The organism is Sediminibacillus sp. JSM 1682029 (assembly GCF_041366435.1).
GTDB classification, from domain to species: domain Bacteria; phylum Bacillota; class Bacilli; order Bacillales; family Amphibacillaceae; genus Sediminibacillus; species Sediminibacillus terrae.
Map to the genome: position 1 here is coordinate 52,078 of NZ_JBEWYY010000014.1, position 24,389 is coordinate 76,466.

Here is a 24,389-nt window from a genome sequence, read left to right on the forward strand (position 1 = left end):
CGCAAATAATTGAGAATCTGCTGGCTGCGCGTGTGGGGCTTTTTTAGGCAACTTGGAAATATTTGAAGGAACTTTTTTATGAAAAATTTAGCAGTACAGGGGAAATTACCCCCATAAGCCTGATTTATCCTTCGAATGTACTATGAGGAGATAGGTGGAGAAAGATGACAAAGAAAGCAGATGAGAAAGCATTGGACCATATTATAACTGAGATGATCGATACCGTGGAAAACAGTAAGGATGAAGTCTTTTACATAGGCGAAGAGTCACGTAAAGAATATGAACAGCTGCAAAATGAATTAGCTGAAACAAAGCGTAAGGTCATCCATGTTATCGAAGAAGGCGACGATCTCGAACAAAAAGTGCGGTTCTCCAGAATTAGACTATCCGAAGTTAGTAAGCATTTTGATAATTTTACAGAAAAAGAAATCAGAGAAGTTTATGATCAAACCCATACGTTACAATCCGAGCTGACAATGAAACGGGAAAAAGAAAGAAACCTCCGTGAAAAACGTGATGAAATCGAGCGCCGCCTCCGTTCACTGGAACAGACAGTCAAGCGCGCGGAAGGGCTGGTCGGAAAAATTTCGGTTGTGCTGAATTACTTGAATGATGATTTCAAGCAGGTTTCCGAAGTCCTGCAGGATGCTCAGCAAAAACAGGAATTTGGTTTGAAAATCATTGAAGCACAAGAAGAGGAACGCAGACGTCTTTCCCGCGAAATGCACGATGGTCCGGCCCAGATGTTGGCTAACATCCTTTTGCGCTCTGAACTGGTCGACCGGACTTTCCGCGAGCGGAGTGTGGAAGAAGCTGTCCAGGAAATGAAAAGCATGCGGAAAATGGTCCATACTTCTTTGTCGGAAGTAAGAAGGATCATTTATGATTTGCGGCCGATGGCTCTCGATGATCTCGGGCTTGTTCCGACAATCAAAAAATACCTGACGAATACCGAAGAATATAACCGGATCAAAATCCAATTCACACCGCTTGGCGAGCAACGGAGACTGGATACCAAGTATGAAGTTGCCTTGTTCCGTTTAATGCAGGAATCTGTGCAAAATGCCGTCAAACATTCAGAGGCGAACTTGATCCAAGTGAAAATGGAAATCATGGAGGACAAAGTTGGATTGGTCATCAAGGATAATGGGAAAGGGTTTGAAATGGGCAACAGAAGGGAAAAGTCATTCGGTATCATCGGTATGAAGGAACGAGTGGAAATGTTGGATGGGGAAATCGACATTTACTCTAAAATCAACGAAGGCACTTCCGTCATTATCAATGTGCCGTTGAACCAGCCGGAAGAATAGCAGAAACGAGGATTGTCGTAATTTGTTGACCATAAAATCTTAGAGAAACTGGCACAAATTAATACAAATCCAACTATATCATGTATAATAAAGAGAAAGAGACATGCTGCGACAGCAGATAAGGTTTAGTAACTGGTGGTAGAAATCATAGCAACTATTACAACAAGAGGAAAAATCAACGCGCATGGCGGCGGGAAGCTGCTGCCCCTGTTACATGTTGATTTATTCTGGCCATTGGCGGGCATGCATTTCCCGCTGAAGGAAGTTTCACTTCATGCAATTAGGAGGAGCAGAGTATGACAACCAACATATTACTAGTCGATGACCACAAGTTATTCCGTGAAGGTGTGAAAAGAATTCTAGATTTCGAGCCTTCATTCAATGTTGTCGCCGAAGGAGATGACGGTTCCACTGCTGTGAAGCTGGTGGAAGAGTTCAATCCGGATGTCGTATTGATGGACATCAATATGCCGAATCTCAATGGTGTCCAGGCAACGTCGGATTTGATTGAAAAACACCCGGACATAAGCGTCATTATTTTATCGATCCATGATGACGAGAACTATGTCACACATGCTTTGAAAACCGGTGCGCAAGGATATTTGTTGAAGGAAATGGATTCCGATGCGTTGATCGAAGCAATCAAGGTCGTCAGCGAAGGCGGTTCTTATCTACATCCGAAAGTGACCCACAACCTTGTCCAGGAGTATCGCAGACTGGCAGAGGAAAGTGCCAACAAGCCGGCGGAAAAGCAAATCGATTATCGCAAACCATTGCACTTGCTAACACGAAGAGAGTGTGAAGTGCTCCAGTTATTGGCTGATGGTAAGAGCAACCGCGGTGTTGCGGAAGCACTGTATATCAGTGAAAAAACAGTCAAAAATCATGTCAGCAACATCTTGCAAAAAATGAATGTAAATGATCGGACACAGGCAGTTGTTTCGGCTATCCGGAATGGCTGGGTCGAAGTATTATAAACAGCGAAGAAGGAGCCGGGGTGATCCCCGGCTTTTTGTTGATTCTGTGAGAATCCCTTTTTGGTATGGACGTGATTCTATTAAAAGTAGCGCGCAAACCATTTTTGTGCTAGATTATCGAGGCACCTGCTTGTAAAATAGTAGGTGAGCACAATCGAAAATTTGTCCATGAAAGGTAGATTTTATGAAAATTGCTGTAATGACAGATAGTACGGCTTACTTACCAGAAGAAGTCCGCCGCGACAAGCATATACATATGGTGCCGCTCAATGTCATATTTGAGAACGAGTCCTATCAGGAGGAAGTCGATATCACGGCAGAGGAGTTTTATCCCAAAGTGAAGGCTGCCGCAGAACTCCCGAAAACCTCTCAGCCTTCGATCGGCCTGATCACGGAAAAGCTGGAGGAATTGGCCAAGGACTATAACGCGGTCATTTCCGTCCATTTATCAAGCGGAATCAGCGGGACGTTCGAGGCTGTCGGTTCTGCCGGGAAAATGGTCGAAGGAATCGACGTATATCCGTACGACTCTGAAATGAGCTGTATGGTACAAGGCTTTTATGTATTGGAAGCAGCTGAAATGGCGGCAAACAATGCGACGGTTGACGAAATCCTGTCCAGGCTCAATGAAATGAAGCAGTCGATGATCGCTTATTTCATGGTCGATGACTTGAGCAACCTGCACAGAGGCGGCCGTCTGAATGGCGCACAAGCTTTGTTGGGCAGCATGCTACAGGTCAAACCGCTGCTTTACTTTGAAGATAAAAAAATCGTTCCGTTTGAAAAAATCCGGACCCGCAAGCGTGCTTTGAAGCGGATTGAAGATTTGTTTGCAGCCGACGCGGAAACGGGTAAGCCGATCCGGGCGGCCGTCATTCACTCATTGCGCGAGGAAGAGGCACAGCAGATGAAACAGGATTTCGAAGCAAAGTATCCGAACGCCGAAGTGGTCGTCAGTTATTTTGGCCCCGTCATCGGCACCCACCTTGGCGAAGGCGCCATCGGACTTGGCTGGTATTTTAAATAAGCTTATTGCTATCATTTCATTTTATTTATATGCTAATGTCCCGCTTTTTGGGCGGGACGTGGAATTTCAGGAAAAGGAGCTGGTTTATATCTCTAACTTTCTTTCCTCTATTCAGTCGTATGTTCACCCTGCTTTCGACTGGATTCCTTCTACAAATATTTCCTCAGAAACACTTTCCGACGTATTCTCCGCAAAAGATTTACTTTCCATAGCCAACCGCTTTTCAGGAAAATTACTGCTCCGTGAAGAAATGAAAATCGAAGAAGTATTATGGAACGAATTAACCGAAACTGGAATGCTTCAAGCTGTAGAAGCAATCGAGTCCCGCTGGTGGGGGTGGCGCTGCCGCCGGTGTGGGAACAAGCTCCGCCGGATGTTTGCGGAAATTCCTTGTGCTCGATGCAACCAAACCCACATTTACTGCCGCAATTGTGTGGAAATGGGAAGGGTACTGGAATGTCAGCAGTTGTATGTCTGGACAGGCCCCCCTCCAAAATGGCCGGTTCAGGAAGAAGCATGTAGATGGGACGGAGAGCTGACCCATGCCCAACAGCAAGCTTCTGACCGTATTAGAGGAGTGATGGAGAGAGGCGCAGGTGAGCTGCTGACGTGGGCGGTATGCGGGGCAGGTAAAACGGAGATGCTTTTTGCCGGCATCGGTGGCTCATTGGAAGCGGGGAAGCGTGTCTGCCTGGCTACACCGCGTGCCGATGTGGTCAGGGAATTGCTGCCGAGATTTCGTCAGGCTTTCCCCGGCACTTCGATTTCCGCTTTGTATGGAGGAAGCGAAGAAAAAGCGGCTGACGGTCAACTTGTGTTGGCCACCACCCACCAATTGCTGCGTTTTGCCCGAGCCTTCGATATTTTGATCATCGATGAAATAGATGCTTTCCCCTATCACAACGATCCGTCATTGCCGTTCGCCACCTCAAGGGCAGCAAAAATCGGGGCATCCCGTATCTATTTGACCGCCACTCCGAGAAAAGAGCAGCGTCGTCGCCTTGAACATGGCCAACTGGACTGTGTTTTTGTGCCGATCCGTTTTCATGGCTGCCTGCTTCCGGTTCCACGCCTGATTTTTTCCAATAAAATGAAGAAGGACTTGCAAAAAAATATGCCGCCAGTGGCATTCTTTGACTGGTTGAGGCAGCGCCGGCATCCGGAACGGCAGCTCTTGGTATTCGTGCCGTATGTCGAGCTTGCAGGAAAGATGGAAAAAGCGATAGGTCCTCTTCTGCGAAAAGAATGGGGGGAACTTGCGATTGCCTCCGTCCATGCTGCCGACGAGGATAGGGAAAAGAAGGTGCAACAGTTCCGAAATCGAGAACTGCAGCTACTGATAACTACGACGATATTGGAACGTGGGGTCACCTTTCCCTCTGTCGATGTTGTCGTACTGGATTCCGGTCATGAAGTATTTGATGAAGCTGCCCTCGTCCAGATTGCCGGAAGGGCCGGAAGAAGCCCGGATGACCCGGATGGAGAGGTGCTGTTTTTTCATGCCGGGAAAACGAGGTCAATGGTGGCTGCTGTCCGTTCGATTAAGGAAATGAACAATCGGGCGGTGAAATTCTGATGCACTGTTTATGGTGTGATGAAGAAGTAGTGCCGGAAGTACACTGGGGGAATTTACTGCTTCCTGACAGAATTACGCATTTATGCGGGAAATGTGAAGCAGCGTTGGAAAAGTTGGAGGGGAACCTGTGTGACAAGTGCGGCCGGCATGTTGATCGTGTAGGGGAGACTTGTCGGGACTGCCAGCGTTGGGAACAGCTTTCTCAATGGGAGGGAGTACTTACCCGAAACCGGTCCGTTTATACCTATAATGGGCGGATGCAGACGATGCTTGCCAAGTGGAAATATCGTGGCGATTACAAATTGCGGGAAGCCTTCGAGCATGAGTTCCGTGATACTTTTCATCAAGTCTTCACCAGGGATTTCCGTAAGCGTGCGACATTGGTTCCAATTCCACTAAGCGAAGAACGGCTTTACGAACGAGGGTTTAATCAGGCCGCAGCGTTGATTGACTTGTTGGGCAAACCGGCGGAGCAGCTTTTGACGAGAACCCACGGAGAAAAACAGTCCAAAAAAACGCGCCGCGAGCGCATTTTTACAGAAAACCCCTTTACGTTGACCAAGCCGACCGACAAACCTGTGATTCTGATCGACGATATCTACACCACCGGAACCACCCTTCGCCATGCAGCCCGTACCTTGAAAAATCAAGGCTGCCCGGAAGTGTTTTCCCTAACCCTCGCCCGCAGTTAAGCCAAGGAACCCCCTCCCAAAAGAAGAGGGGCTTCTTGACGAAGGTAGAGGGGTCAGTCCCCGAACTCCCTGTTCTGTACCGATATGTCTGAATTGGGGACAGACCTTTACCGCTTCAAACATTGTACTAGCAGCACTTTCATTTGAATTGGCGGCAAAAACACCTGTTTTGGGGTCAGTCCCCAAACCTGATTAAATAGCACAACCATCCCCCTGGAGGGACTGACCCCATTCTTCAGTTCTGCTTCTTTTTCTTCTCCCAAAATATCTCAATTTCTTGTCACTATCCTGGATGTCATGTGCTATAATGTACGAAAAATGCTTTTAGGGGGAACTACGATGGGAGAATTAATGAACTGTCCGCGCTGTGGTACACTTTTTGTGTCTGGCGTCCGTTCGATTTGCCAGGACTGTTACAAAGAGGAGGAGCGTGCTTACACGACAGTTTACGATTTTCTTCGTCCGCGGAAAAACCGGCAGGCGACTATACCGGAAATTGTCGAAGCTACAGGAGTCGACGAGGAAATTATTTTTAAATTTGTTAAGGAAAGACGCTTACGGGCGTCCCAGTTTCCAAATTTGACTTATCCTTGCGAGCGCTGCAGCACGAAGATTTCCGAAGGGAAGCTATGTCATTCCTGCCAGACCGAAATGAAATCCGACCTGGATGAACAAAAAAAACTAGTCGAGATTGCCGAACGCAACAAACAAAACGTAAACGAAACCAATACCTACTATACAGTCGAAAAAAAACATTGACTTTTTATTAAACAATACTCCCAACCTGCCGATATTAAGATTAAGAGCATGTACGCCAGTTAACCGTGAAAGGAGTGCAGTGCATTGAAGATTAACGGAACCAATCAATCCAACTTTAATCCGTACCAAAAACAACTGCAAAAGCAGGCGGAAGTGAAACAGGAAATGAAAAACAAGGAAGATAAATTGCAAATATCGAACCAGGCAAAGCAACTGCAGGAAACTGCCAAACCTGATCCTGCACGGCAACAGCGTGTACAGGAAATCAAGCAAGCGGTAGATTCTGGGGAATATAACATCGATCCAAAACAGACAGCCAAGAAAATGATTGCGTTTTGGAACAATCAACCGTAAAAAGGGAGGACATTGTATGTCCGTTCAACCTATCGTTGAATCATTACAGCGTTTGATCAAACTTCATGAAAGCTTGTTGACCCTGTCCAAGGAAAAAACGGAAACGTTGAAAGCCGGAGATACGGAAAAACTTCAAACCTTGATGCTGCAAGAAAGAAAGCATGTACAAGCAATCAATCAGGTTGAAAAGCAGCGTCAGGAAGAAGTGGGTTCGTGGGCATTCCAAGCCGGAATCGAACCGGAAGATGCTACTGTGTCGGTCATACTCGATCACTTGGAAGATAAACAGGAGAAGATTGATTTAGAAAACCGATTCTTAAAACTGACGAATGTACTCTATGATTTAAAGAAGCAAGAAAACTTGAATCAAGACTTGACCAAGCAATCTTTGCAATTCATTCAAATGTCAATCGACATGATGGATCCATCGCTGAAAAACATGAATTACGGCAGTAACAAAAGCCAGCAGCAACCACAGTCGTCGAAACGGTCGCTGTTTGATTCGAAAGCGTAGCAGGAGAGAGGAGTAACCACTGTGAGTTCAACTTTTAATGGATTAGAGGTAGCGAGGCGTGCGCTGACCACTCAGCAATCCGCTCTATATACAACCGGGCATAACATAGCCAACGCCAATACGGAAGGTTATACAAGGCAGCGGGTCAATTTTGAACAGACCGGCCCATATCCTCCCGCATCGAGGAACCGCCCGGAGATTCCTGGACAGGTCGGAAGCGGCGTCCAAGCAGGCTCGATTGAACGTGTCCGCGATCAGTTTTTGGACAAGCAATACCGAAGCGAAAATGCCAAGCTTGGTTATTATGATTCCAAAGCAAGTGCAATGGAGCAAATGCAGAGTATCATGAACGAGCCGACGGAACAGGGCCTTTCCAAGACAATGGATCGCTTTTGGCAATCGCTGCAAGACCTCGCTACAAATAAAGATGAGGGCTCCAGATCTGTTGCGGTCCAACGAGGTACTGCAGTGGCTGAGACGTTTAATTATGTTTCCGATTCCTTAAATTCAGAAAGAAGCAATCTGCAGGAAGAAATGAATGTTACAAAAAAGGAGATAAATTCATTAGTCAGGCAGATAAACAACTTAAACAAACAAATCGGGGACATTGAACCCCACGGTCTGGTACCCAATGATTTATATGATGAACGAGACAGATGTATCGACAAGCTCTCCGGCCTTGTGAACATCAATGTTTCCTATGAAAGCAGCGGTGGACAGCCAAGCGCGATTGCACAGGGGAAAGCAACCATCACTTTGGCTGATGGACAAGGAAAAGATACAGGCACCACCCTGATCGATGCTTCATCTGGGGAATATAAGCAAATGGAAATAGGCCTCGATGATGAACAAAATGTAGAGCAATTCAATTTCACAACCATTGACAAGGATGGCAATGAAATATCGACTGATTCCATTGCTGCGGCTGACTTCTCTTCTCAAGGTAAAATGAAGGCTCTTATGGAATCGAATGGTTACATAGATGGTGGTGAAGCAGTCGGGGAATATCCGGATATGCTGGACGAGTTGAATTTTTTAGCTGAAAACCTAGCTGCCGCACTTAATGAAGTTCACGCTCAAGGTGTTGATGCCAATGGTGACCCTGGGCAGGAATTCTTTGTGATTGACGACCCGGCCAATGCTGCTGCATCGATAAAAGTATCTGAAGCAATTCAAGAAGATAGTGACTTGATTGCTGTCAGTGCCAATGGAGACAGCGGTAATGGGGAAAACGCGCTCGCCATGGCCGAAGCAATGCGTAAGAAAGGTGTCGGCGAACTGGGAGAAGGTTCGTCGATACAAAGTTACTATGAAGGGATTATCGGTGAAATGGCCGTGGTTGCTCAGGAAGCCGAGCGGATGCAAAGCAACGCTACGGTACTCAGAGACCAAGTGGATGAAAATAGACAATCGGTCAGTGCCGTATCGCTCGATGAAGAAATGACAAACATGATTAAATTCCAGCACGCATACAATGCGGCTGCACGGAATATGACGACCGTGGATGAAATGCTTGATCGGATCATCAATAACATGGGATTAGTCGGAAGGTAGGTGACTGAAAATGCGCGTAACACAAGGTATGTTATCGAATAATATGTTGAGGAATTTAAGTAACAGTTATGATAGCTTGGGGAAATATATGGACCAGTTGTCTACAGGTAAAAAGATCAATCGCCCTTCTGATGACCCGGTTGTCGCTATGAAAGGTATGAATTACCGTACGCAAGTGACGGAGATTGAGCAGTATCAGCGTAACACGAGCGAAGTCCACAACTGGATGGACAACTCTGATTCTGCTTTGGATCAAGCTACGCAAGCTCTTCAAAGACTAAGGGAATTAGCGGTTCAAGGCAGCAATGGTACGTATGAAGATGGACAAAGGGAAAACATGGCACAAGAAGTTGATCAATTGCGCGATCATTTGGCTGACATTGCCAATACGAAAGTGAACGGAAAATATATTTTCAATGGTACGAAAACCGATACCCCTCCTGTAATCGATGGTGAAGTCCAGGAGGGTGGCGGAGACGTTCTAGTCGAAGTGGCCAGCGGCACTAAGTTAAAGGCCAATATTGATGCCGGAGAAGTATTCAGTAGTGACTTGTTCGACGATATTCAAGCTTTCTCTGATGCTTTGAGGTCTGATATACCTGATGAAGAATTGGATGCCAATATTTCTTCGCTGGATAATCATATCGACAATGTAGTAAACGAGCGAGCAGATTTAGGTGCACGCATGAACCGGTTAGATCTTATAGAAGACCGCCTTTCTTCTCAAGAAGTTACAGCTAACAAAATGATGTCAGATAATGAAGATATTGATTTAGAAAAAGTCATCATGAAACTAACCACTCAGGAGAGTGTTCATAGGGCCGCTCTCAGTGCCGGGTCACGAATTATCCAGCCAACTTTGACAGATTTTCTAAGATAAAATAATTTTGGTGAAAGCACTTGCCCTCTATATGAGCGGCAAGGCTTTTTGCTATGAAGGGAATGGAGGAGCACGTATGCAACTACCGCAGGTCAGAATGCAATCTAAACTGGCAAAAATCCAAATCACGCAGACACCGGTACAGCAAACCATTAAACAACCAAAAGCGGAACAAACAATCAGACAGCCCCATGCTGAAGTTACCATGCAACGCATACCGTCCAAAATGACTATTGATCAATCAAAAGCTTGGGAGGATATGAATCTTAAGAGTGCTGCCAAGAGCATATCTGAAGCGGCCCAAAAAGGGAAAGAGGCAGTATATAAGGGCATGCAGCGAAGAGTGAGCCAAGGGGAGCAACTGATGAAAATTGAAAATGGAGGAAATCCAATAGCCGTCCAAGGAAAACAAAATGGGGAAAAGCCAATGAAGCAATTCAATATTGGCTGGATTCCATCCCATTTTGCCGTAAAAACCGATTACCAGCCGTCCGAGCTGAAGATAAATGTCCAAACCCATGAACCGATTATTGAAAATAAGCCGAACAAGCCAATCATCAATAATCAACCCGGTGGAGTAGAAACATCTATTCTTCAAAAGGAGAGTTTGGATATTGACTTTGCAAATTTGAAATTTAAAGGTATTGATTTTGAAATGTTGATATAAAAGGATGATGAATATGAAAATAAAAACAAAATATTTGGGAGAAGTAGAGATAGATAGAGAAAAGGTGATCGCTTTTCCACATGGAATTCCGGGTTTTATTGAAGAGAAGGAGTTCGTTTTGTTAGATTTGCCAGACAACCCTGTCTTTCAAATATTACAATCTATCAACACCCAACAACTAGCCTTCATCGTTACTGCACCTTATCAATTTAACAGTAGTTACGAGGTTGAATTAGATAAAGCCATTTTAGATGTATTAGAAATAAATGAAGAACAAGAGGTAGTCATTTTGGCCATTATTTCATTAAAAGAGCCATTTGAAAAAAGTACGATAAATTTACAGGCTCCCCTTGTTATAAATAACAGGAATTGTATGGGAAAACAGTTTATAACGAATAATAAAAGATATGGTACAAAGGAACCAATCAATGTTGAATCCATTTCCTCTAGTGAGAAGGGGGATTAATGATGCTCGTATTAACCAGAAAATTAGATGAAGCAATTCAAATCGGAGAAGATATTGAACTAAAAGTATTAGAGATAGATGGAGAACAAGTAAAACTGGGAATAACTGCACCAAAGCATATCGACATCCATCGGAAGGAAATCTATCTCGAAATTAAGCGTGAGAACAATGAGGCTGCTCACGTTTCAAAAGACTTGCTGAATTTATTAAAAAATAATTTAAAAAGAGGTTAAACATTATGCAATTCTCTCCGATAATATAAATGTACACCAAATGATGCCAAAGACGGCCGCTTTGGTTCATGCGGTGGAGACCACAAGGACGTGGGGTATTTTTAACATTCAAGGAGGAAATTAAACGATGAGAATTAATCACAACATTGCGGCGTTAAACACACACCGCCAGCTATCAGGCAACCAGAATGCCACTCAAAACTCTCTGGAAAAACTATCTTCAGGTCTTCGTATCAACAAAGCTGGAGACGATGCTGCAGGACTTGCAATCTCTGAGAAAATGCGCGGACAAATCCGTGGATTGGATCAAGCGCAAAGCAATGCACAAGACGGCATTTCTTTGATTCAAACTGCTGAAGGTGCGATGAATGAAACTCACTCTATCCTTCAACGTATGCGTGAATTGGCTGTTCAATCTTCCAACGATACGAACACCGACGCAGACCGTGCTGAACTTCAAAAAGAAGTAAACCAGTTGTCTGAAGAATTGACTCGTATTGCAGACGATACAGAGTTCAACACACAAAAACTATTAGATGGTAACTTTGAAGGTAAATTCCATATCGGTGCCAACGAAGACCAAAATATTTCTCTATCTATCAATGCTGTTGATGCTGAAACTTTACAAGTAGGACAAGATTTTGTAACTAGTGGCTCTGGCTCTTCGTCAACCATTACTGTGGGATCGGGTTCTGGTGCTGTGACTGGAACTTTTTATGCTAAAGGCGACTCTATTGGAAGTGGATCCGGTGCAATTACAGTAGATGAGGCTGGTTATTATGAAGCTTCTGGTAACCAAATTCTATCTGCTTCTGAGGCTTTTGCAGATGGAACAGAAGGAGTAAAAGGCATCGACATTTCTTCTCAATCCGGCGCTAATAGTGCAATTGATACAATCAATTCTGCAATTGAAACAGTATCCGCTGAGCGTTCTAAACTAGGTGCATACCAAAATCGTTTAGAACATACTATTAACAACTTGGGTACTTCTTCAGAAAACCTTACTGCTGCTGAATCTCGTATCAGAGACGTAGACATGGCTAAAGAAATGATGGCGTTCACCAAGAACAATATCCTTTCTCAAGCTGCTCAATCTATGCTGGCTCAAGCTAATCAACAGCCACAAGGTGTTCTTCAACTACTTCAATAATATAGTATTTAAAACCGCCGTTTTAGACGGCGGTTTTTTTGTGTTTTCATATTCGCAGAAATAAAACACAAATTACACTTGATAGTTGTCGATTTTTACCGATATAAATAGTATAATTACCTAAGTTTATGGGAGGTTTATTAGGTGCTTCTTACAATTAACGACAATTCATTTGAATTAGAGAATAAATTATCCGCTGTTGAGTCCATCATCAAGAAAATTGAAAACGAAGTTTCTGATTCAAATCAGTTCTTTAGTCACTTAATAATTGATGATGAGGAAATTTTTGATCAGTTTGAACTGAGAATTGAGGAAGACATTGCTTCTATCCAAGAGGTGAAGGTTGTCCTTAAGTCCATTAAGCAATTCGTGAACGATTGCCTTACCACAAAAGAAGATTATTTAACAGGAGCTATTCCTGAATTGGAAATTTTAATAGATGAATTATACCAGGGACCAACTAATGAAACCTGGAAAAAGCTTGGACAACTTTTAGAAGGCTTGCAATGGTTGAATCAGCTCATCGATACCATTGACAAAGGTTCGCATCACCCGGGAAATTGGGATGCCTATCTCCGATTGCATGCTACATTAGTTGCTGAGTTTTCCTCATTAGAACAGGCAATAAATACGCAGGATCACATTCTTATTGCGGATATCCTTCAATATGAGGTACTGGCTGTATTGAATTCATTGAAAACTGAAACAACAACAACGATTGACCGGGAAGGGACAAGAAGTAATGTTAATTGAAAACATTAACTATTTAAGAAAGCACTATCGGCAAATAAGAGACTATTTCAAAGAAAATGAAGAAATGTTATTAGAAGAACCTATTGAAATGGTTCAATCAAAAACAGGAATACCGACTCTTCAAGTGCGTACCGAAAGTGGTTCATTGCTACTCCATAGTAAATATAACCCTGAACAAGAAGCTGAGCGTCTCGTTCAAAAATACAAAGATGAGATGGACCAATACCAACATGTGTTATTCTACGGAGTGGGATTAGGCTACCATGTGGAAGCATTCTTGAAAGAGTTTCCAAATATTTCTTTTTCATTGTATGAACCAAGCCCCGCTATCTTTTATCATTATCTCTCTACTAAGCGATTAGAAAGTCTGCCGGTAAAACAGTTGACCAACCTATACTTGGAGACCTCGCCCAGGACTAGTCTGAAAAGTCTTGTCCATCATACTAACGAATTGAACGGGAATATGCTGCTGGTACCTTTGCCAAGTTATGAACGTGTATTTAAAGAATCCTATCAAACCTTTTTGAAGCAATTAAAAAAAAGCATGCAAAACAAAAAGTTCTCGTTTCATACAAACTTAGCATTTGAAAAACGCTGGACGGTCAATAGTATGAAAAATTTTCCTGAAGTCATCAAAACACCGAACATTCTGCACAAAAAAAATGAGGGCATTTTTAAAGATAATCCAGTGATTATCGTTTCTGCAGGTCCCTCGCTAAATGAAGAACTGGAAAATTTGAAATATATCAAACAGAACCGTCTAGCTTATATTTTTGCGGTAGGCTCAGCAAACAAAACACTTATCAAACATGGCATAATCCCCGATGCCGTTTGCTCCTACGACCCTAAAGCGGTGAATTATTTGGTAGTCGAAGAAATTAAAACAAATAAAATCGACATTCCTCTTATTTTTGGCAGTAGTGTAGGTTTTGAAACTCTTGAGAACTATCCTGGGCCTAAGATTCATTTTATCACAAGCCAGGATACGGTTTCAGGATACTATTTGGATGAAGAGCGTTCGGATTATTTTATTGTCGATGATGCACCTTCTATTGCCATTATCACCTTCCAGATTCTTTCCAGACTAAAGGCAAGTACAGTTATTCTGGTCGGGCAAAATCTGGCATACAGGGATAACCGTTTTTATTCATCTGGGATTGAGTATGAGGGAAGGAGTACTTCGGTTTCTAAAAGCGATCTGGATAAAGCAATGACCGTAAAAGATGTTCAGGGAAAAGAAGTTTTAACCAATGAAAGCTTTTTGCGCATGAAATCAGTACTTGAATATTATATTTCAAAGTCCAAAATGAAGGTGATTAATACGACAAAAGGCGGGGCTGCCATCTCTGGCACCACTTTTGAAAGCCTTGAGGAAGTAATTAATCAAAAGTTGACGAATGCTGTGGTGGATGAGAAATGGTATCACGATCTTAACTATTTTTATAATGTGGAAAATATTTGGAAAAGACAATCGGACATGGATAAAGCCAGGACCGAAATTGGAAATATAATGGATGGACTGACTACCAGGCTCCGACAAATTGAATATTTAACAGACAGGAAGCAATCCAAGGAACTTGAAAAAGAATTCGTCGGTTTAGACAAAGAATTTAAAAAGCTTAGAAAGAATGTCTTTTATCGGACTTTTTTACATCCCATGCTGCGAGTTCCCTTTGAATTTACTGAAAAAAAGGTAAAAAATGTAAAATTCGAACATAATCAGATAGTAAAAGGGACAACCATTGTTAGAGCTTATAGCCGATTCATTTATGAATGCAAAAAAACTTTAAACCAGACGTTACCTTTTTATCAAGAGCTTGAAAGTACAACAGCTAAAGAATCACTCAAAGGAGAATACTAGATGATACAACTACCTGACTTTGACAAAAGTTTTGACTATGAGAATGACTTTTATTTATCGTGTGATCCATCAAGGATCTCAAAAATTCTCGCACACTATGAGTTATATAAAAAAGTCTTAAACATTCCGGGAGCAATTGTGGAATGTGGGGTGTTTAAAGGTGCTTCATTGGCCAGATTTGCTATGTTTCGGGAGTTGTTTGAAAACTCCTTCTCTAGAAAAATATTGGGTTTCGATGCATTTGGAAGGTTTCCTGATACTCATTTCTCAGAAGATAAAGAATTAAGGCGTCGTTTTATAGAAGAGGCGGGAGAAGAAGGAATATCAAAAGAACAATTATACGAAGTTCTTGAAAATAAAGGGATAAATAGTCAAATTGAATTAATAGAAGGCGATATTTTGAAGACAGTACCTGAATACGTTAAAAAGAATCCTGGATTAAAAATATCACTACTAAACTTGGATACGGATATTTATGAACCAGCGGTTACAATATTGGAAAATTTATATCCCAAAATATCTATAGGTGGCATCCTCATCTTGGATGACTATGGAGTATTTGCAGGTGAGACAAAGGCAGTAGATGACTTTTTCAAAGATAAGAATGTAGAAATTAAGAAATTTCCATTTGCAAAAACCCCAAATTTTATTATTAAGAATGAGAATTAAATAATAATTGTTAAAAAATATGGAGGCTCATATGACAACACCAAAAATAATTGCTGAAATCGGATGTAACCATAAAGGCGAGATGGAAATAGCTAAAGAAATGATAAAAATGGCTGCTATTTTTTGCAAGGCCGAGGTTGTTAAGTTTCAAAAGCGCAACCCAAAAGAATCTTTGACAAGTGATCAGTATTTTGCCCCTCATCCTAACCCTGTAAATTCATACGGCGAAACTTATGGGGAGCATAGGGAGTATTTGGAGTTTACAGTTGAACAACATGCTGAACTCAAAAAATACTGTGAAGAATTTGGCTTGAGTTATAGTACATCTGTTTGGGATATGACTTCTGCAAAAGAAATAGCATCCCTGGAGCCTTCCTTAATAAAGATTCCTTCTGCACTTAATAATCATGAGGAAATGTTGGAATGGCTATGCGATAATTACAAAGGTGAAATTCATGTTTCTACGGGAATGACTACAAAAGAGGAAATTGATAAGTTGGTGGCTCTATTTGTAAGAAAAAACCGGAATAAAGACGTCGTTTTATATAATTGTACTTCTGGATATCCTGTTCCATTTCAAGACATATGTTTAAAAGAAATTAGCAGATTAAAAGAAAAGTATGGAGAAGTGGTAAAAGAAATTGGATTTTCTGGTCACCATTTGGGAATTGCAGTAGATATTGCTGCATATACCTTGGGGGCAACCTGGGTGGAAAGACATTTTACACTTGATCGGACATGGAAAGGCACTGATCATTCCGCTTCTCTTGAACCAGATGGTTTACGGAGATTAGTTAGAGATTTAAAGGCAGTAGAGGAATCACTGAAGTACAAAGAAAAAGATGTGTTAGACATAGAACAAGTTCAAAGAGATAAACTGAAGTATAAAGGAAGTATGGTAGTGCAATGACTCAAAATAATGTAGCTTTCATACCAGTACGTGGAGGAAGTAAATCTATACCTTTAAAGAACATTAAATTGATGAATAACTATCCACTAATTTACTGGACAATGTCTGCGGCCGTAAAAAGCAAATATATTGATCAAGTATATATAAGTACAGATAGTGAAATAATCGCAAACAAAGTGGATGAACTTAAAAACTTGTTTGATGATAAAGCTGCAGCCAAAATCGTTTGTATAACAAGAAGTGCTGAAACAGCGACGGACGAGGCAAGTACTGAATCTGCATTGATGGAATTTGCAGAAAAATATACTTTCAAGCATGTTTTTTTGATCCAGGCTACTAGTCCATTGCTCACATTTAGAGATTTGGACTGCGGCTACGAAAAATTCTTAAAAGGAAAATATGACAGTCTTTTATCAGTAGTTAGGCAGAAAAGATTTATTTGGGAAGAAAGGGATGGCAGTGTAATCCCTGTTAATTATCAACCTGAAGGTAGGCCAAGAAGGCAAGAATTCAGTGGGTATTTAGTAGAAAATGGTGCTTTTTACGTAACAAGTAAACCGGCGCTCCTTGAATCTGGGGTCAGAATTTCAGGTAATATAGGCCACTATGAAATGAGTGAAGATAGTTACTTTGAAATAGATGAGCCTCAAGATTGGAATATTGTAGAACAACTACTAAAACGCTCCGGCAAAAATGAACTTGAAGAAAAAGTGAAGAATATAAAATTGGTGGCAATGGATTCGGACGGTGTACTGACGGATGCAGGAATGTACTATACCGAACAGGGTGATGAAATTAAGAAATTCAATACGAAAGATGGTATGGGAGTTTCTTTGCTACATGCCAAAGGTATAAAGACAGCTATAATTACTGGAGAGAACTCCAAAGCTGTAAAACGACGTGGAGAAAAATTAGGAATTGAGCAAGTTTACTTGGGTGTTAAGAATAAAGTCAAAGTTATTGATGAATTAGCCGCCTTTTATAACTTAACCTATCAGGAAATAGCTTATATTGGTGATGACATTAATGATTTGGAAGTATTAAGAAAAGTAGGCTTAAGTTTTTCAGTCGAAGATGCGTTGAGTTTAATTAAAAATGAAGTTGACTATGTCACTGCTGCCAAGGGCGGACAAGGAGCTGTCAGGGAGGTAACAGAATTTTTCCTTTCTGTTTTAGATAATAAAAAATAATAAATTGAGATATCTTATTATAGCTAAATGTGAAGGTATAGGTCCATCAAAACGAAGAGTTTTGATGGATTTTTGGCAGAGTTTAAATATACAAAAACAGGGCGGTGATCAAAGTGACGACAGAAGATCTAATGAGCGGTTTGTTTCAAAATATACACCAAACCCAGGAATCACTAACACAACAACAGGTTTTACCTAATTTTCAAGGCGGTTATGACATACGTGAATCTGATGGCAGTGTGGCTGTTTCCATCAATCCTAGTGTAGATGGTTCATCAACCATCATTGGAGATTCAGGAATGGCAGAAGGACATATTCGTGAAGGAGTTGGCGGTGAAACGATTTATGACTTTGGAGCCGGGGAAACGGTGACTGCACGAGAAACGATTACCGGTGGAGAAGTATTTCAAAATGATTTTGGGCAAACAATCGGATACAGTGAACCTTCTTTCATGGGGGAAATGGATTATGAATTTAACAATGGTGCATCTTTTACCGTCACGGATAATCCAATTGGAGAAGGGCTAACCATTGATTCCCATGTAAGTCCGTCACTTCCCGAATTTGAAAGCTTTGCTGATCCAGGGATATCTAGCTTTGAAGGCTTTCATGAAATCGGAACGGTAATGGATACGCTCGACTTTGGTGCAACAGCTGTTGAGGGCACCGGTATTTTCGATATGATTTCGGAGTTGCTGTAAAGATGGGGGCGGAAGCGGAACAATTATTCGACCAGCCTTTCTTTCAAATAAAGACGGCTCGGCAACGAATGAACGAACATTTAAACAAAGATGTGGTAGATGAAATTAATGCATTTGTCGATAGTGAAACCAATGACATGCTTGATCTAGTCTATAAAAAAATAACTCCACGGTATAAACAGTTGAATCGTGAAGTCTACCAGCACCTAGAAAAGGTAGAGTCGAAACAGGACTATGAGCAATGCATCCAACGCTTTTTTGAGTTGACGGACGTTCGGCAAGTAAGTCATGACATCGAGCAGGCGTTGAAGTTTCCTAAATTAAAAAAACGCTACTATCATGCTTTACAAAATTTCTCCAAACAGGAAAATGGAAATCTTATTAAGGCTTATAAATTTGACTCCGACGTTTTCGATTATTTAACCCAGGGGCTTTACATAGAATTGGAAGAAGTGAAAGAGAGCCTTGGAGAGTATGCTCAACGAGTGAAGGAATATATTGAGCTCTTAGCATCTATCCGACATGCTGCCGGTGGGAAAACGTTCTTTAAAATAGTCGCTTCATTTGCAGGTGGAGCGTTGGGAGGTCCATTTGGATCTTTAGCGGCACGCGGTTTATTGAGTGCTTTTAATAATGATGATGAAAGAATACAGTCTTCCATGGTAGCAGTGGAAGAAGCTTGGGATTATTATACGAAAACGCTGGAGCGTTACCTGGACAACCTGAAGATGCACTATCAACATATTCTCCTTTCACTTTATGGGGGGCTGTTTATCAGTGTACAACAGGAACTTGCCAAAAGGTGGCTGACAATTCAGGAGTTGAACCTGCTGCATGATACATACACCCTGGCAGTCCACCCTGATAAACAACCAGATGTCCAAAAGTGGACACTAAAAAACGTCCGGACTGTTGCTTCCCATATTAACAAAAAAGAGTTAAATCGAGCTAAAGCAATCGCAAATGAGTTTTACCATTATATTAATCAACAGCCTGCTCTTTCACGTCAAGCGATCAATGGGAGTAAAGATGTGCTTTACTATGCCCAGCTTGTAAATGGGAGCACGTTGCTGAGTCAAGCAAATAGGTTAGAGGATAAACATGCCTATATTCAATTCTCGGAAGAATTATTCCAACAGTCCCCTTTCCTGGTGGACGATGAGGATTTACTGAAAATGAATTTATCCCTTCAGCTTGATTTGTTGCTAGATTATGTGATGGCATGTGTGAAGGTTGATAAACAGCTTGATTTTGAATCCTTGTTAACCTATTTTGAGCGGACAATTGAGACATTGGGGAATCGACATGGGGAAGAAGCATGGATATTTGAGCAAGACTCAGACTTACTGAATTTGACGATCATTATTAGTGATTTTGCCAAGGACTTTGGTATCAAGCATCATAAATTTCAAGAAAGAGTCAAAAATGTGCCTATCCCGCCAACTAGTGTGAAACGTATTTATGATATATACATAGAACGAAGCAAAGAAAAAGATGCATTTTCCAAGCACTTGAAGGAAACTTATATTGGGCGTGCAATCGGGAGCGGACTAGGAAAAGCGTTTGGTTTTCTGTTTGCACCTATTGGATATGGGTATCATTATCTATTCGGTACAGCCAAGAAGCGAAAGGTTTCATTCCGTGTTGTTGTACTCGCAGCGATTTTGTTTGCCGGTTACCACTATATGGATCAGATAAAAGGTCTCTGGGGTTCTCTCCAAACGGCTTCTTCTAAGGAAATAGAGCAGCCAACGGGCAAAAGGGAGACGACAGTTTTACAAATTACTACAGATGGTGCGAATATTCGTGCCAGTGCCAGTCTGGATTCCGATATCGTCGCCGTTGCTACTCCCGATACGGACCTAACGTATGAAGGTGTTTCTAATATGGATGAATCGCAAATCGAATGGTACCAAGTGAAAACACTAGATGGAACAACGGGCTGGATCAGCAGTAAGATTGTGCAGGAAAAATAAACAAAGGAAAACCCGGTATTTCTTGTAAAAAATACCGGGTTCAAATTTATAAGAAGAAAGTCTCACAACCTTCTTATTTCCTCTAGTCATTCGACAGCTTTTTTGATACTCTTTAAAGTGGGGTAACGGTGTAAGCGCTTGTGTCCGTTAACAGCGCATACATAGCCAGTCAACTAGAACAGATAAGGGGTTAAGGTATGAGGAGATTAGTGATACTGGGCGGCGGCTACGGAGGGGTTAAAATTCTGAATAAACTTTTGGATGGTGGATTACCTGGAGATGTCCATATTACGTTGATCGACAGGAATCCTTACCATTCGTTGAAAACAGAATTTTATGCAATAGCTGCCGGGACAAAAGCAGACAGGGAAGTAAGAATGGAGTTTCCGAAGCACGGGCAGGTTGATTATGTGTATGGAGAGATTGAAAAAATCGACGTGGACGATAAGCAGATTCTTGTCCAAGGGTTGACGGATGCTGTCCCATACCATTACTTGGTGATCGGGTTGGGCTGTGAAGACAATTACCACGGCATTGAAGGAGCAGCGGAGTTTACCGAGAGCGTGCAAACCATTTCACGGGCCAGACATGGAAGTGTCGCAGTCGGCGACTTAAAAGCATATGGTAAGGTTGCCATCGTGGGTGCCGGTTTAAGCGGTATTGAGGTAGCATCCGAAATCAGGGAAAGCCGGCCGGACTTGAACGTAAGGTTGCTCGATCGTGGGGAAACGGTGTTGAGTGCGTTCAACTCGAAAATTCAAAATTACGTGGAAGAATGGTTTGCCAAAAATGACGTCGAAGTCATTCACAAGGCAAATGTCGAATATGTCGAAAAAGACGGTGTATGCAACAATGGGGTTTGCTTTGTGAATGATGTTACAATTTGGACTGCAGGTGTACAGCCAAATTATTTGGTCCGGGAGCTTCCATTCTCGAAGGACCGACAGAATAAGATAGTGCTAAATGATTATTATCAGGTTCCTTCTCATCCGACGGTATATGTTGTGGGGGACTGTGCTTCTTCTGTGCATTCGCCCAGTGCACAGCTGGCTGGACAACAGGGGGAACAAATAGCGGATGTACTGCTTGCATTGTTAAACGACAATGCGCCGGAACAGCCGAAAGAAATCAAGTTAAAAGGAGCTTTAGGCTCATTGGGCAAATCGGACGGTTTTGGAAATATGCTGCAGCAGCCGGTGACAGGATTGTTGCCTCGCCTGGCCAAATCGGGTGTGCTGTGGCTGAACAAACGACACTAGCATTCAGTATTGGTGAACGGATAGGAGATGTCCTATCCGTTTTATTATATATTTTTCGGATGAACCTTTACTTTTTAAATGTCTTGCCGATATAAAAAGAAACTACATAGAATAGGAGTGGCTTTTGCCATGAACGTTGGGAAGATTTTATCTGGATCCCAACTCCTGCAAAAGACTGAACAACTTGAGTTTTCTACAACTGCAAGAGAAAGGTCCATTAATGAACCTGTTAGTGAACAAACTGATTTTGAAGTAATTAATGGTGCGTATAAAGAAGAAAATGAAAAAAATCAAGTCCAAAACACTATCGACGCACTGAATGAATTTTTAGAGCCGACTCATACTGGTCTCAAGTTTGAATTGCATGACAAGCTTGAAAAGTATTATGTAACAGTGATAGACACGGATACAAAGGAAGTAATCAAGGAAATACCACCGAAAAAGCTTCTTGATGTCTATGCAGCAATGGCTGAATTCATGGGATTTATTGTCGATGAAAAGATTTAAAGGCTGGTGAAAAAATGGTAAACAATGTAAATAGTATGCGAATTGGCGGTTTGGCTTCCGGGATGGACATCGATCAACTAGTCAATGATTTAATGGAAGCTGAGCGTATCCCGCTGCAAAAGATGGAGCAAGACAAAACGTGGACAACTTGGCAGCGCGATGCTTACAGGGATGTAAACAAAAGTTTATCTGAATTAGATGATCTGGTTCAGAAAATGAAATATCAAAAAGTCTATAGTACCAGACAGGCTTCCTCGTCACAAGAAAATGCAGTATCAGCCACGGCAGCTGCCTCAGCTTCAAATGGAACCTATAACATTGAAGTGACTCAGTTGGCAGAGGCTGCAGTGAATGTCAGTACCCAAGGGATTTCTGGAGGAACTGAAAAGATAAATCCGTTCGGCAAACTATCTGAGCAGAATTTTACCGGCGGTGTTACAGTACCTAGTACGATGAAATTCACCACATATGAAAATGGAGAAGGAACAGAATACGAAATTGACATTACAGAAAACGATACATTAAATAGTGTGTTGACGAAGATTACAAACCAAGATAACGGAGTACGTGCTTTTTATGACGTACAAGCGGATAAAGTCGTAATGGAGCGAACAGAAGCAGGTGTACATAATGAAGGAGGCCCGGAAATCGATTTCAGCGCAGACACCTCCGGGTTTTTTACAGGCACCTTGCAGCTTGGTCAGGAGAAGGCTGCGCAAGATGCAGAATTCATATACAATGGCGCTATTACGTTGAAGTCCAAAACAAACTCAACGACTCTAAACGGCGTGACATTTAACTTCAATGACATAACAAATGGTTCCGCCAATATAACCGTCAGTAATGACGTGGATGCTTCTGTAGAAAAAATCATGGAATTTGTCGATAAGTACAATGAAGTGATTGAAAAGGTGAACGGAAGTTTGAGCGAAGAAAGATATCGTGATTATAAACCATTAACAGATGCCCAAAAAGAAGAAATGTCAGACAAGGAAATTGAGTTATGGGAAGAGAAAGCGAAAAGCGGATTGTTAAAAGGTGACTCGATACTTTCCTCGGGGATTTTCAGTATGCGGCAGGACTGGTATTCGGAAATCAACAATGAAAGTGAGTTCTCTCATTTATCTGAAATAGGGATTGAAACTTCTCCGAATTACTTAGACGGGGGAAAATTGATCGTAACCGAGAAGAAATTGCGTGAAGCACTTCAAAAAGATCCTGATTCAGTATACAAGCTCTTCTCAAACGATGTGGAAGGTGAGGGACGGGGGATTGTCAACCGTCTTGATGATTCCATCAATTCTACAGTAAATAGAATAGAAGAAAGAGCTGGTAAAGGATATCAAACACTTGAACAATATACGATGGGGAAACGCCTTAAGGATATGGATAGCAGAATCGATCAATTTCAAGATCGATTGACCCAAATCGAAGACCGATACTGGAGCCAATTTACTGCGATGGAGAAAGCAATTCAAAGAATGAATGAACAATCTTCTTATTTGATGCAACAATTTAATGGATAATATGTTATGGGGAGTGTTTTACACAAATGTCAATGCAACAGCAATACCAGGCGTATAAAAATAATTCCGTGACAACCGCTTCGCCAGGGGAATTGACGCTGATGCTATATAACGGATGCCTCAAGTTCACAAAACAGGCAGTCAAGGATATTGAAGCAGGAAACCATGAACTAAAAAACATCAATATACAAAAGGCTCAAAAAATCATTCAGGAATTAATGGTCACTCTTGATCAAAAAGCCGAAATTTCCAAGGAAATCCTGCCTATTTATGATTATATAAATCGTCGGCTTATGGAAGCGAACATAAATAACGATAAGGAAATCCTGGAAGAAGTTATGGGCTTGGTGGAAGAGTTCCGTGATACTTGGAAGGAAGTCATCAAACTAAATAGACAAAAACAATATGGCCGGGGAGCCCAAGCATGAAGAACCGGATCCAGCCTCTTTATGATATTACCCTGGAACTAAGCGAGAAGTTAAAGGGAGAAATTCCTGCAGACCAGCGTGAAGAGACCATTTCAGAGATTAATAGAGTCCTCGAACACAGAGACACTTTGATAGAAGGAATTGCATCACCTTATTCCGAGGAAGAAATGGAAACAGGGCGCGCTTTACTGCCGATAAACCGGGAAGTTCATGACAGCCTGAAACAGTTACTGATGAGGTTGCGAACAGAAATGAAAACAGTCAAAAAGCAAAAAAACTCTAACCATAAATATACTAATCCTTATAAACAATTAGCGAATTATGATGGTATGTTTTTAGATCAAAAGAAGTGAAAAAGAGGCGTTTCGACGCCTTTTTTTTATTGGATAAATTCTGTGAAACGGGGTTGAATTAGGAAGGGAGGATGTCTTTTCCTTTAATTTTTCGACA

The 24,389-nt window shown here is 41.8% G+C and carries 26 protein-coding genes; all 26 read left to right on the forward strand.

Annotated elements, in window-relative coordinates:
* Positions 1-164 precede the first annotated feature (164 nt).
* The 26 genes from ABVF09_RS17990 to fliT all read left to right on the forward strand — a co-directional run bounded on the left by ABVF09_RS17990 (position 165) and on the right by fliT (position 24,292).
* Positions 165-1,310, forward strand: coding sequence for a sensor histidine kinase (locus ABVF09_RS17990; protein WP_026570985.1), 1,146 nt, complete (start codon positions 165-167; stop codon positions 1,308-1,310).
* 296 nt (positions 1,311-1,606) lie between these two features.
* On the forward strand, positions 1,607-2,287 hold the full coding sequence (locus ABVF09_RS17995; protein WP_026570984.1) for a response regulator: 681 nt from the start codon (positions 1,607-1,609) through the stop codon (positions 2,285-2,287).
* A gap of 184 nt (positions 2,288-2,471) precedes the next feature.
* Positions 2,472-3,314: a DegV family protein gene (locus ABVF09_RS18000; protein WP_371069781.1), complete on the forward strand. Its 843-nt coding sequence runs from the start codon at positions 2,472-2,474 to the stop codon at positions 3,312-3,314.
* Entirely contained in the window at positions 3,295-4,890 is a 1,596-nt protein-coding gene (locus ABVF09_RS18005) for an ATP-dependent helicase ComFA (protein ID WP_371069782.1), read from the forward strand. The genes ABVF09_RS18000 and ABVF09_RS18005 overlap by 20 nt, the downstream gene beginning before the upstream one ends.
* Positions 4,890-5,582, forward strand: coding sequence for a ComFC family protein (locus ABVF09_RS18010; RefSeq protein ID WP_371069783.1), 693 nt, complete (start codon positions 4,890-4,892; stop codon positions 5,580-5,582). Before ABVF09_RS18005 ends, ABVF09_RS18010 begins: the two co-directional genes overlap by 1 nt.
* A gap of 339 nt (positions 5,583-5,921) precedes the next feature.
* Entirely contained in the window at positions 5,922-6,341 is a 420-nt protein-coding gene (locus tag ABVF09_RS18015; RefSeq protein WP_371069784.1) for a TIGR03826 family flagellar region protein, read from the forward strand.
* An 84-nt stretch (positions 6,342-6,425) separates the two neighbouring features.
* Positions 6,426-6,695 carry a flagellar biosynthesis anti-sigma factor FlgM gene (flgM, locus tag ABVF09_RS18020; RefSeq protein ID WP_026570979.1) on the forward strand — a complete coding sequence of 90 codons (270 nt, stop codon included), beginning with the start codon at positions 6,426-6,428 and terminating at the stop codon, positions 6,693-6,695.
* Positions 6,696-6,711: 16 nt separating this feature from the next.
* A complete protein-coding gene (locus ABVF09_RS18025) occupies positions 6,712-7,209 on the forward strand; it encodes a flagellar protein FlgN (protein ID WP_026772256.1) in 498 nt (165 codons plus the stop codon).
* A gap of 21 nt (positions 7,210-7,230) precedes the next feature.
* On the forward strand, positions 7,231-8,763 hold the full coding sequence (gene flgK / locus ABVF09_RS18030; RefSeq protein ID WP_153463189.1) for a flagellar hook-associated protein FlgK: 1,533 nt from the start codon (positions 7,231-7,233) through the stop codon (positions 8,761-8,763).
* Positions 8,764-8,773: 10 nt separating this feature from the next.
* Entirely contained in the window at positions 8,774-9,643 is an 870-nt protein-coding gene (gene flgL, locus ABVF09_RS18035) for a flagellar hook-associated protein FlgL (protein WP_371069785.1), read from the forward strand.
* 76 nt (positions 9,644-9,719) lie between these two features.
* On the forward strand, positions 9,720-10,310 hold the full coding sequence (locus ABVF09_RS18040) for a DUF6470 family protein (RefSeq protein WP_153463193.1): 591 nt from the start codon (positions 9,720-9,722) through the stop codon (positions 10,308-10,310).
* Positions 10,311-10,323: 13 nt separating this feature from the next.
* On the forward strand, positions 10,324-10,776 hold the full coding sequence (gene fliW, locus ABVF09_RS18045) for a flagellar assembly protein FliW (RefSeq protein WP_026570975.1): 453 nt from the start codon (positions 10,324-10,326) through the stop codon (positions 10,774-10,776).
* Between the two features lie 2 nt (positions 10,777-10,778).
* The gene (gene csrA, locus ABVF09_RS18050) at positions 10,779-11,009 is read left to right on the forward strand and encodes a carbon storage regulator CsrA (protein ID WP_371069793.1); all 231 of its coding nucleotides are present in this window, start codon (positions 10,779-10,781) and stop codon (positions 11,007-11,009) included.
* A gap of 127 nt (positions 11,010-11,136) precedes the next feature.
* The gene (locus tag ABVF09_RS18055; RefSeq protein WP_153463195.1) at positions 11,137-12,159 is read left to right on the forward strand and encodes a flagellin N-terminal helical domain-containing protein; all 1,023 of its coding nucleotides are present in this window, start codon (positions 11,137-11,139) and stop codon (positions 12,157-12,159) included.
* Between the two features lie 144 nt (positions 12,160-12,303).
* Positions 12,304-12,912: a hypothetical protein gene (locus ABVF09_RS18060; protein WP_153463197.1), complete on the forward strand. Its 609-nt coding sequence runs from the start codon at positions 12,304-12,306 to the stop codon at positions 12,910-12,912.
* Positions 12,902-14,773: a motility associated factor glycosyltransferase family protein gene (locus ABVF09_RS18065; RefSeq protein WP_153463199.1), complete on the forward strand. Its 1,872-nt coding sequence runs from the start codon at positions 12,902-12,904 to the stop codon at positions 14,771-14,773. Before ABVF09_RS18060 ends, ABVF09_RS18065 begins: the two co-directional genes overlap by 11 nt.
* Positions 14,774-15,442, forward strand: coding sequence for a TylF/MycF/NovP-related O-methyltransferase (locus tag ABVF09_RS18070; protein ID WP_153463201.1), 669 nt, complete (start codon positions 14,774-14,776; stop codon positions 15,440-15,442).
* Between the two features lie 31 nt (positions 15,443-15,473).
* Positions 15,474-16,352 (forward strand): N-acetylneuraminate synthase family protein, encoded by an 879-nt coding sequence (locus ABVF09_RS18075; protein WP_371069786.1) that lies wholly within the window; start codon positions 15,474-15,476, stop codon positions 16,350-16,352.
* Positions 16,349-17,542, forward strand: coding sequence for an acylneuraminate cytidylyltransferase (locus ABVF09_RS18080; RefSeq protein WP_153463205.1), 1,194 nt, complete (start codon positions 16,349-16,351; stop codon positions 17,540-17,542). Before ABVF09_RS18075 ends, ABVF09_RS18080 begins: the two co-directional genes overlap by 4 nt.
* A gap of 113 nt (positions 17,543-17,655) precedes the next feature.
* Positions 17,656-18,243 carry a hypothetical protein gene (locus tag ABVF09_RS18085; protein ID WP_026772263.1) on the forward strand — a complete coding sequence of 196 codons (588 nt, stop codon included), beginning with the start codon at positions 17,656-17,658 and terminating at the stop codon, positions 18,241-18,243.
* A 2-nt stretch (positions 18,244-18,245) separates the two neighbouring features.
* Entirely contained in the window at positions 18,246-20,219 is a 1,974-nt protein-coding gene (locus tag ABVF09_RS18090; RefSeq protein WP_371069787.1) for an SH3 domain-containing protein, read from the forward strand.
* 197 nt (positions 20,220-20,416) lie between these two features.
* Positions 20,417-21,478, forward strand: a complete 1,062-nt coding sequence (locus ABVF09_RS18095) for an NAD(P)/FAD-dependent oxidoreductase (RefSeq protein ID WP_153463211.1) — start codon at positions 20,417-20,419, stop codon at positions 21,476-21,478.
* Between the two features lie 129 nt (positions 21,479-21,607).
* The gene (gene flaG, locus ABVF09_RS18100; protein ID WP_026570966.1) at positions 21,608-21,985 is read left to right on the forward strand and encodes a flagellar protein FlaG; all 378 of its coding nucleotides are present in this window, start codon (positions 21,608-21,610) and stop codon (positions 21,983-21,985) included.
* A gap of 14 nt (positions 21,986-21,999) precedes the next feature.
* Positions 22,000-23,511 carry a flagellar hook-associated protein 2 gene (locus tag ABVF09_RS18105; RefSeq protein WP_035427025.1) on the forward strand — a complete coding sequence of 504 codons (1,512 nt, stop codon included), beginning with the start codon at positions 22,000-22,002 and terminating at the stop codon, positions 23,509-23,511.
* Between the two features lie 26 nt (positions 23,512-23,537).
* A complete protein-coding gene (gene fliS / locus ABVF09_RS18110; RefSeq protein ID WP_026570964.1) occupies positions 23,538-23,939 on the forward strand; it encodes a flagellar export chaperone FliS in 402 nt (133 codons plus the stop codon).
* A complete protein-coding gene (gene fliT / locus ABVF09_RS18115) occupies positions 23,936-24,292 on the forward strand; it encodes a flagellar protein FliT (protein WP_035427022.1) in 357 nt (118 codons plus the stop codon). The genes fliS and fliT overlap by 4 nt, the downstream gene beginning before the upstream one ends.
* The last annotated feature ends 97 nt before the right edge of the window (positions 24,293-24,389 follow it).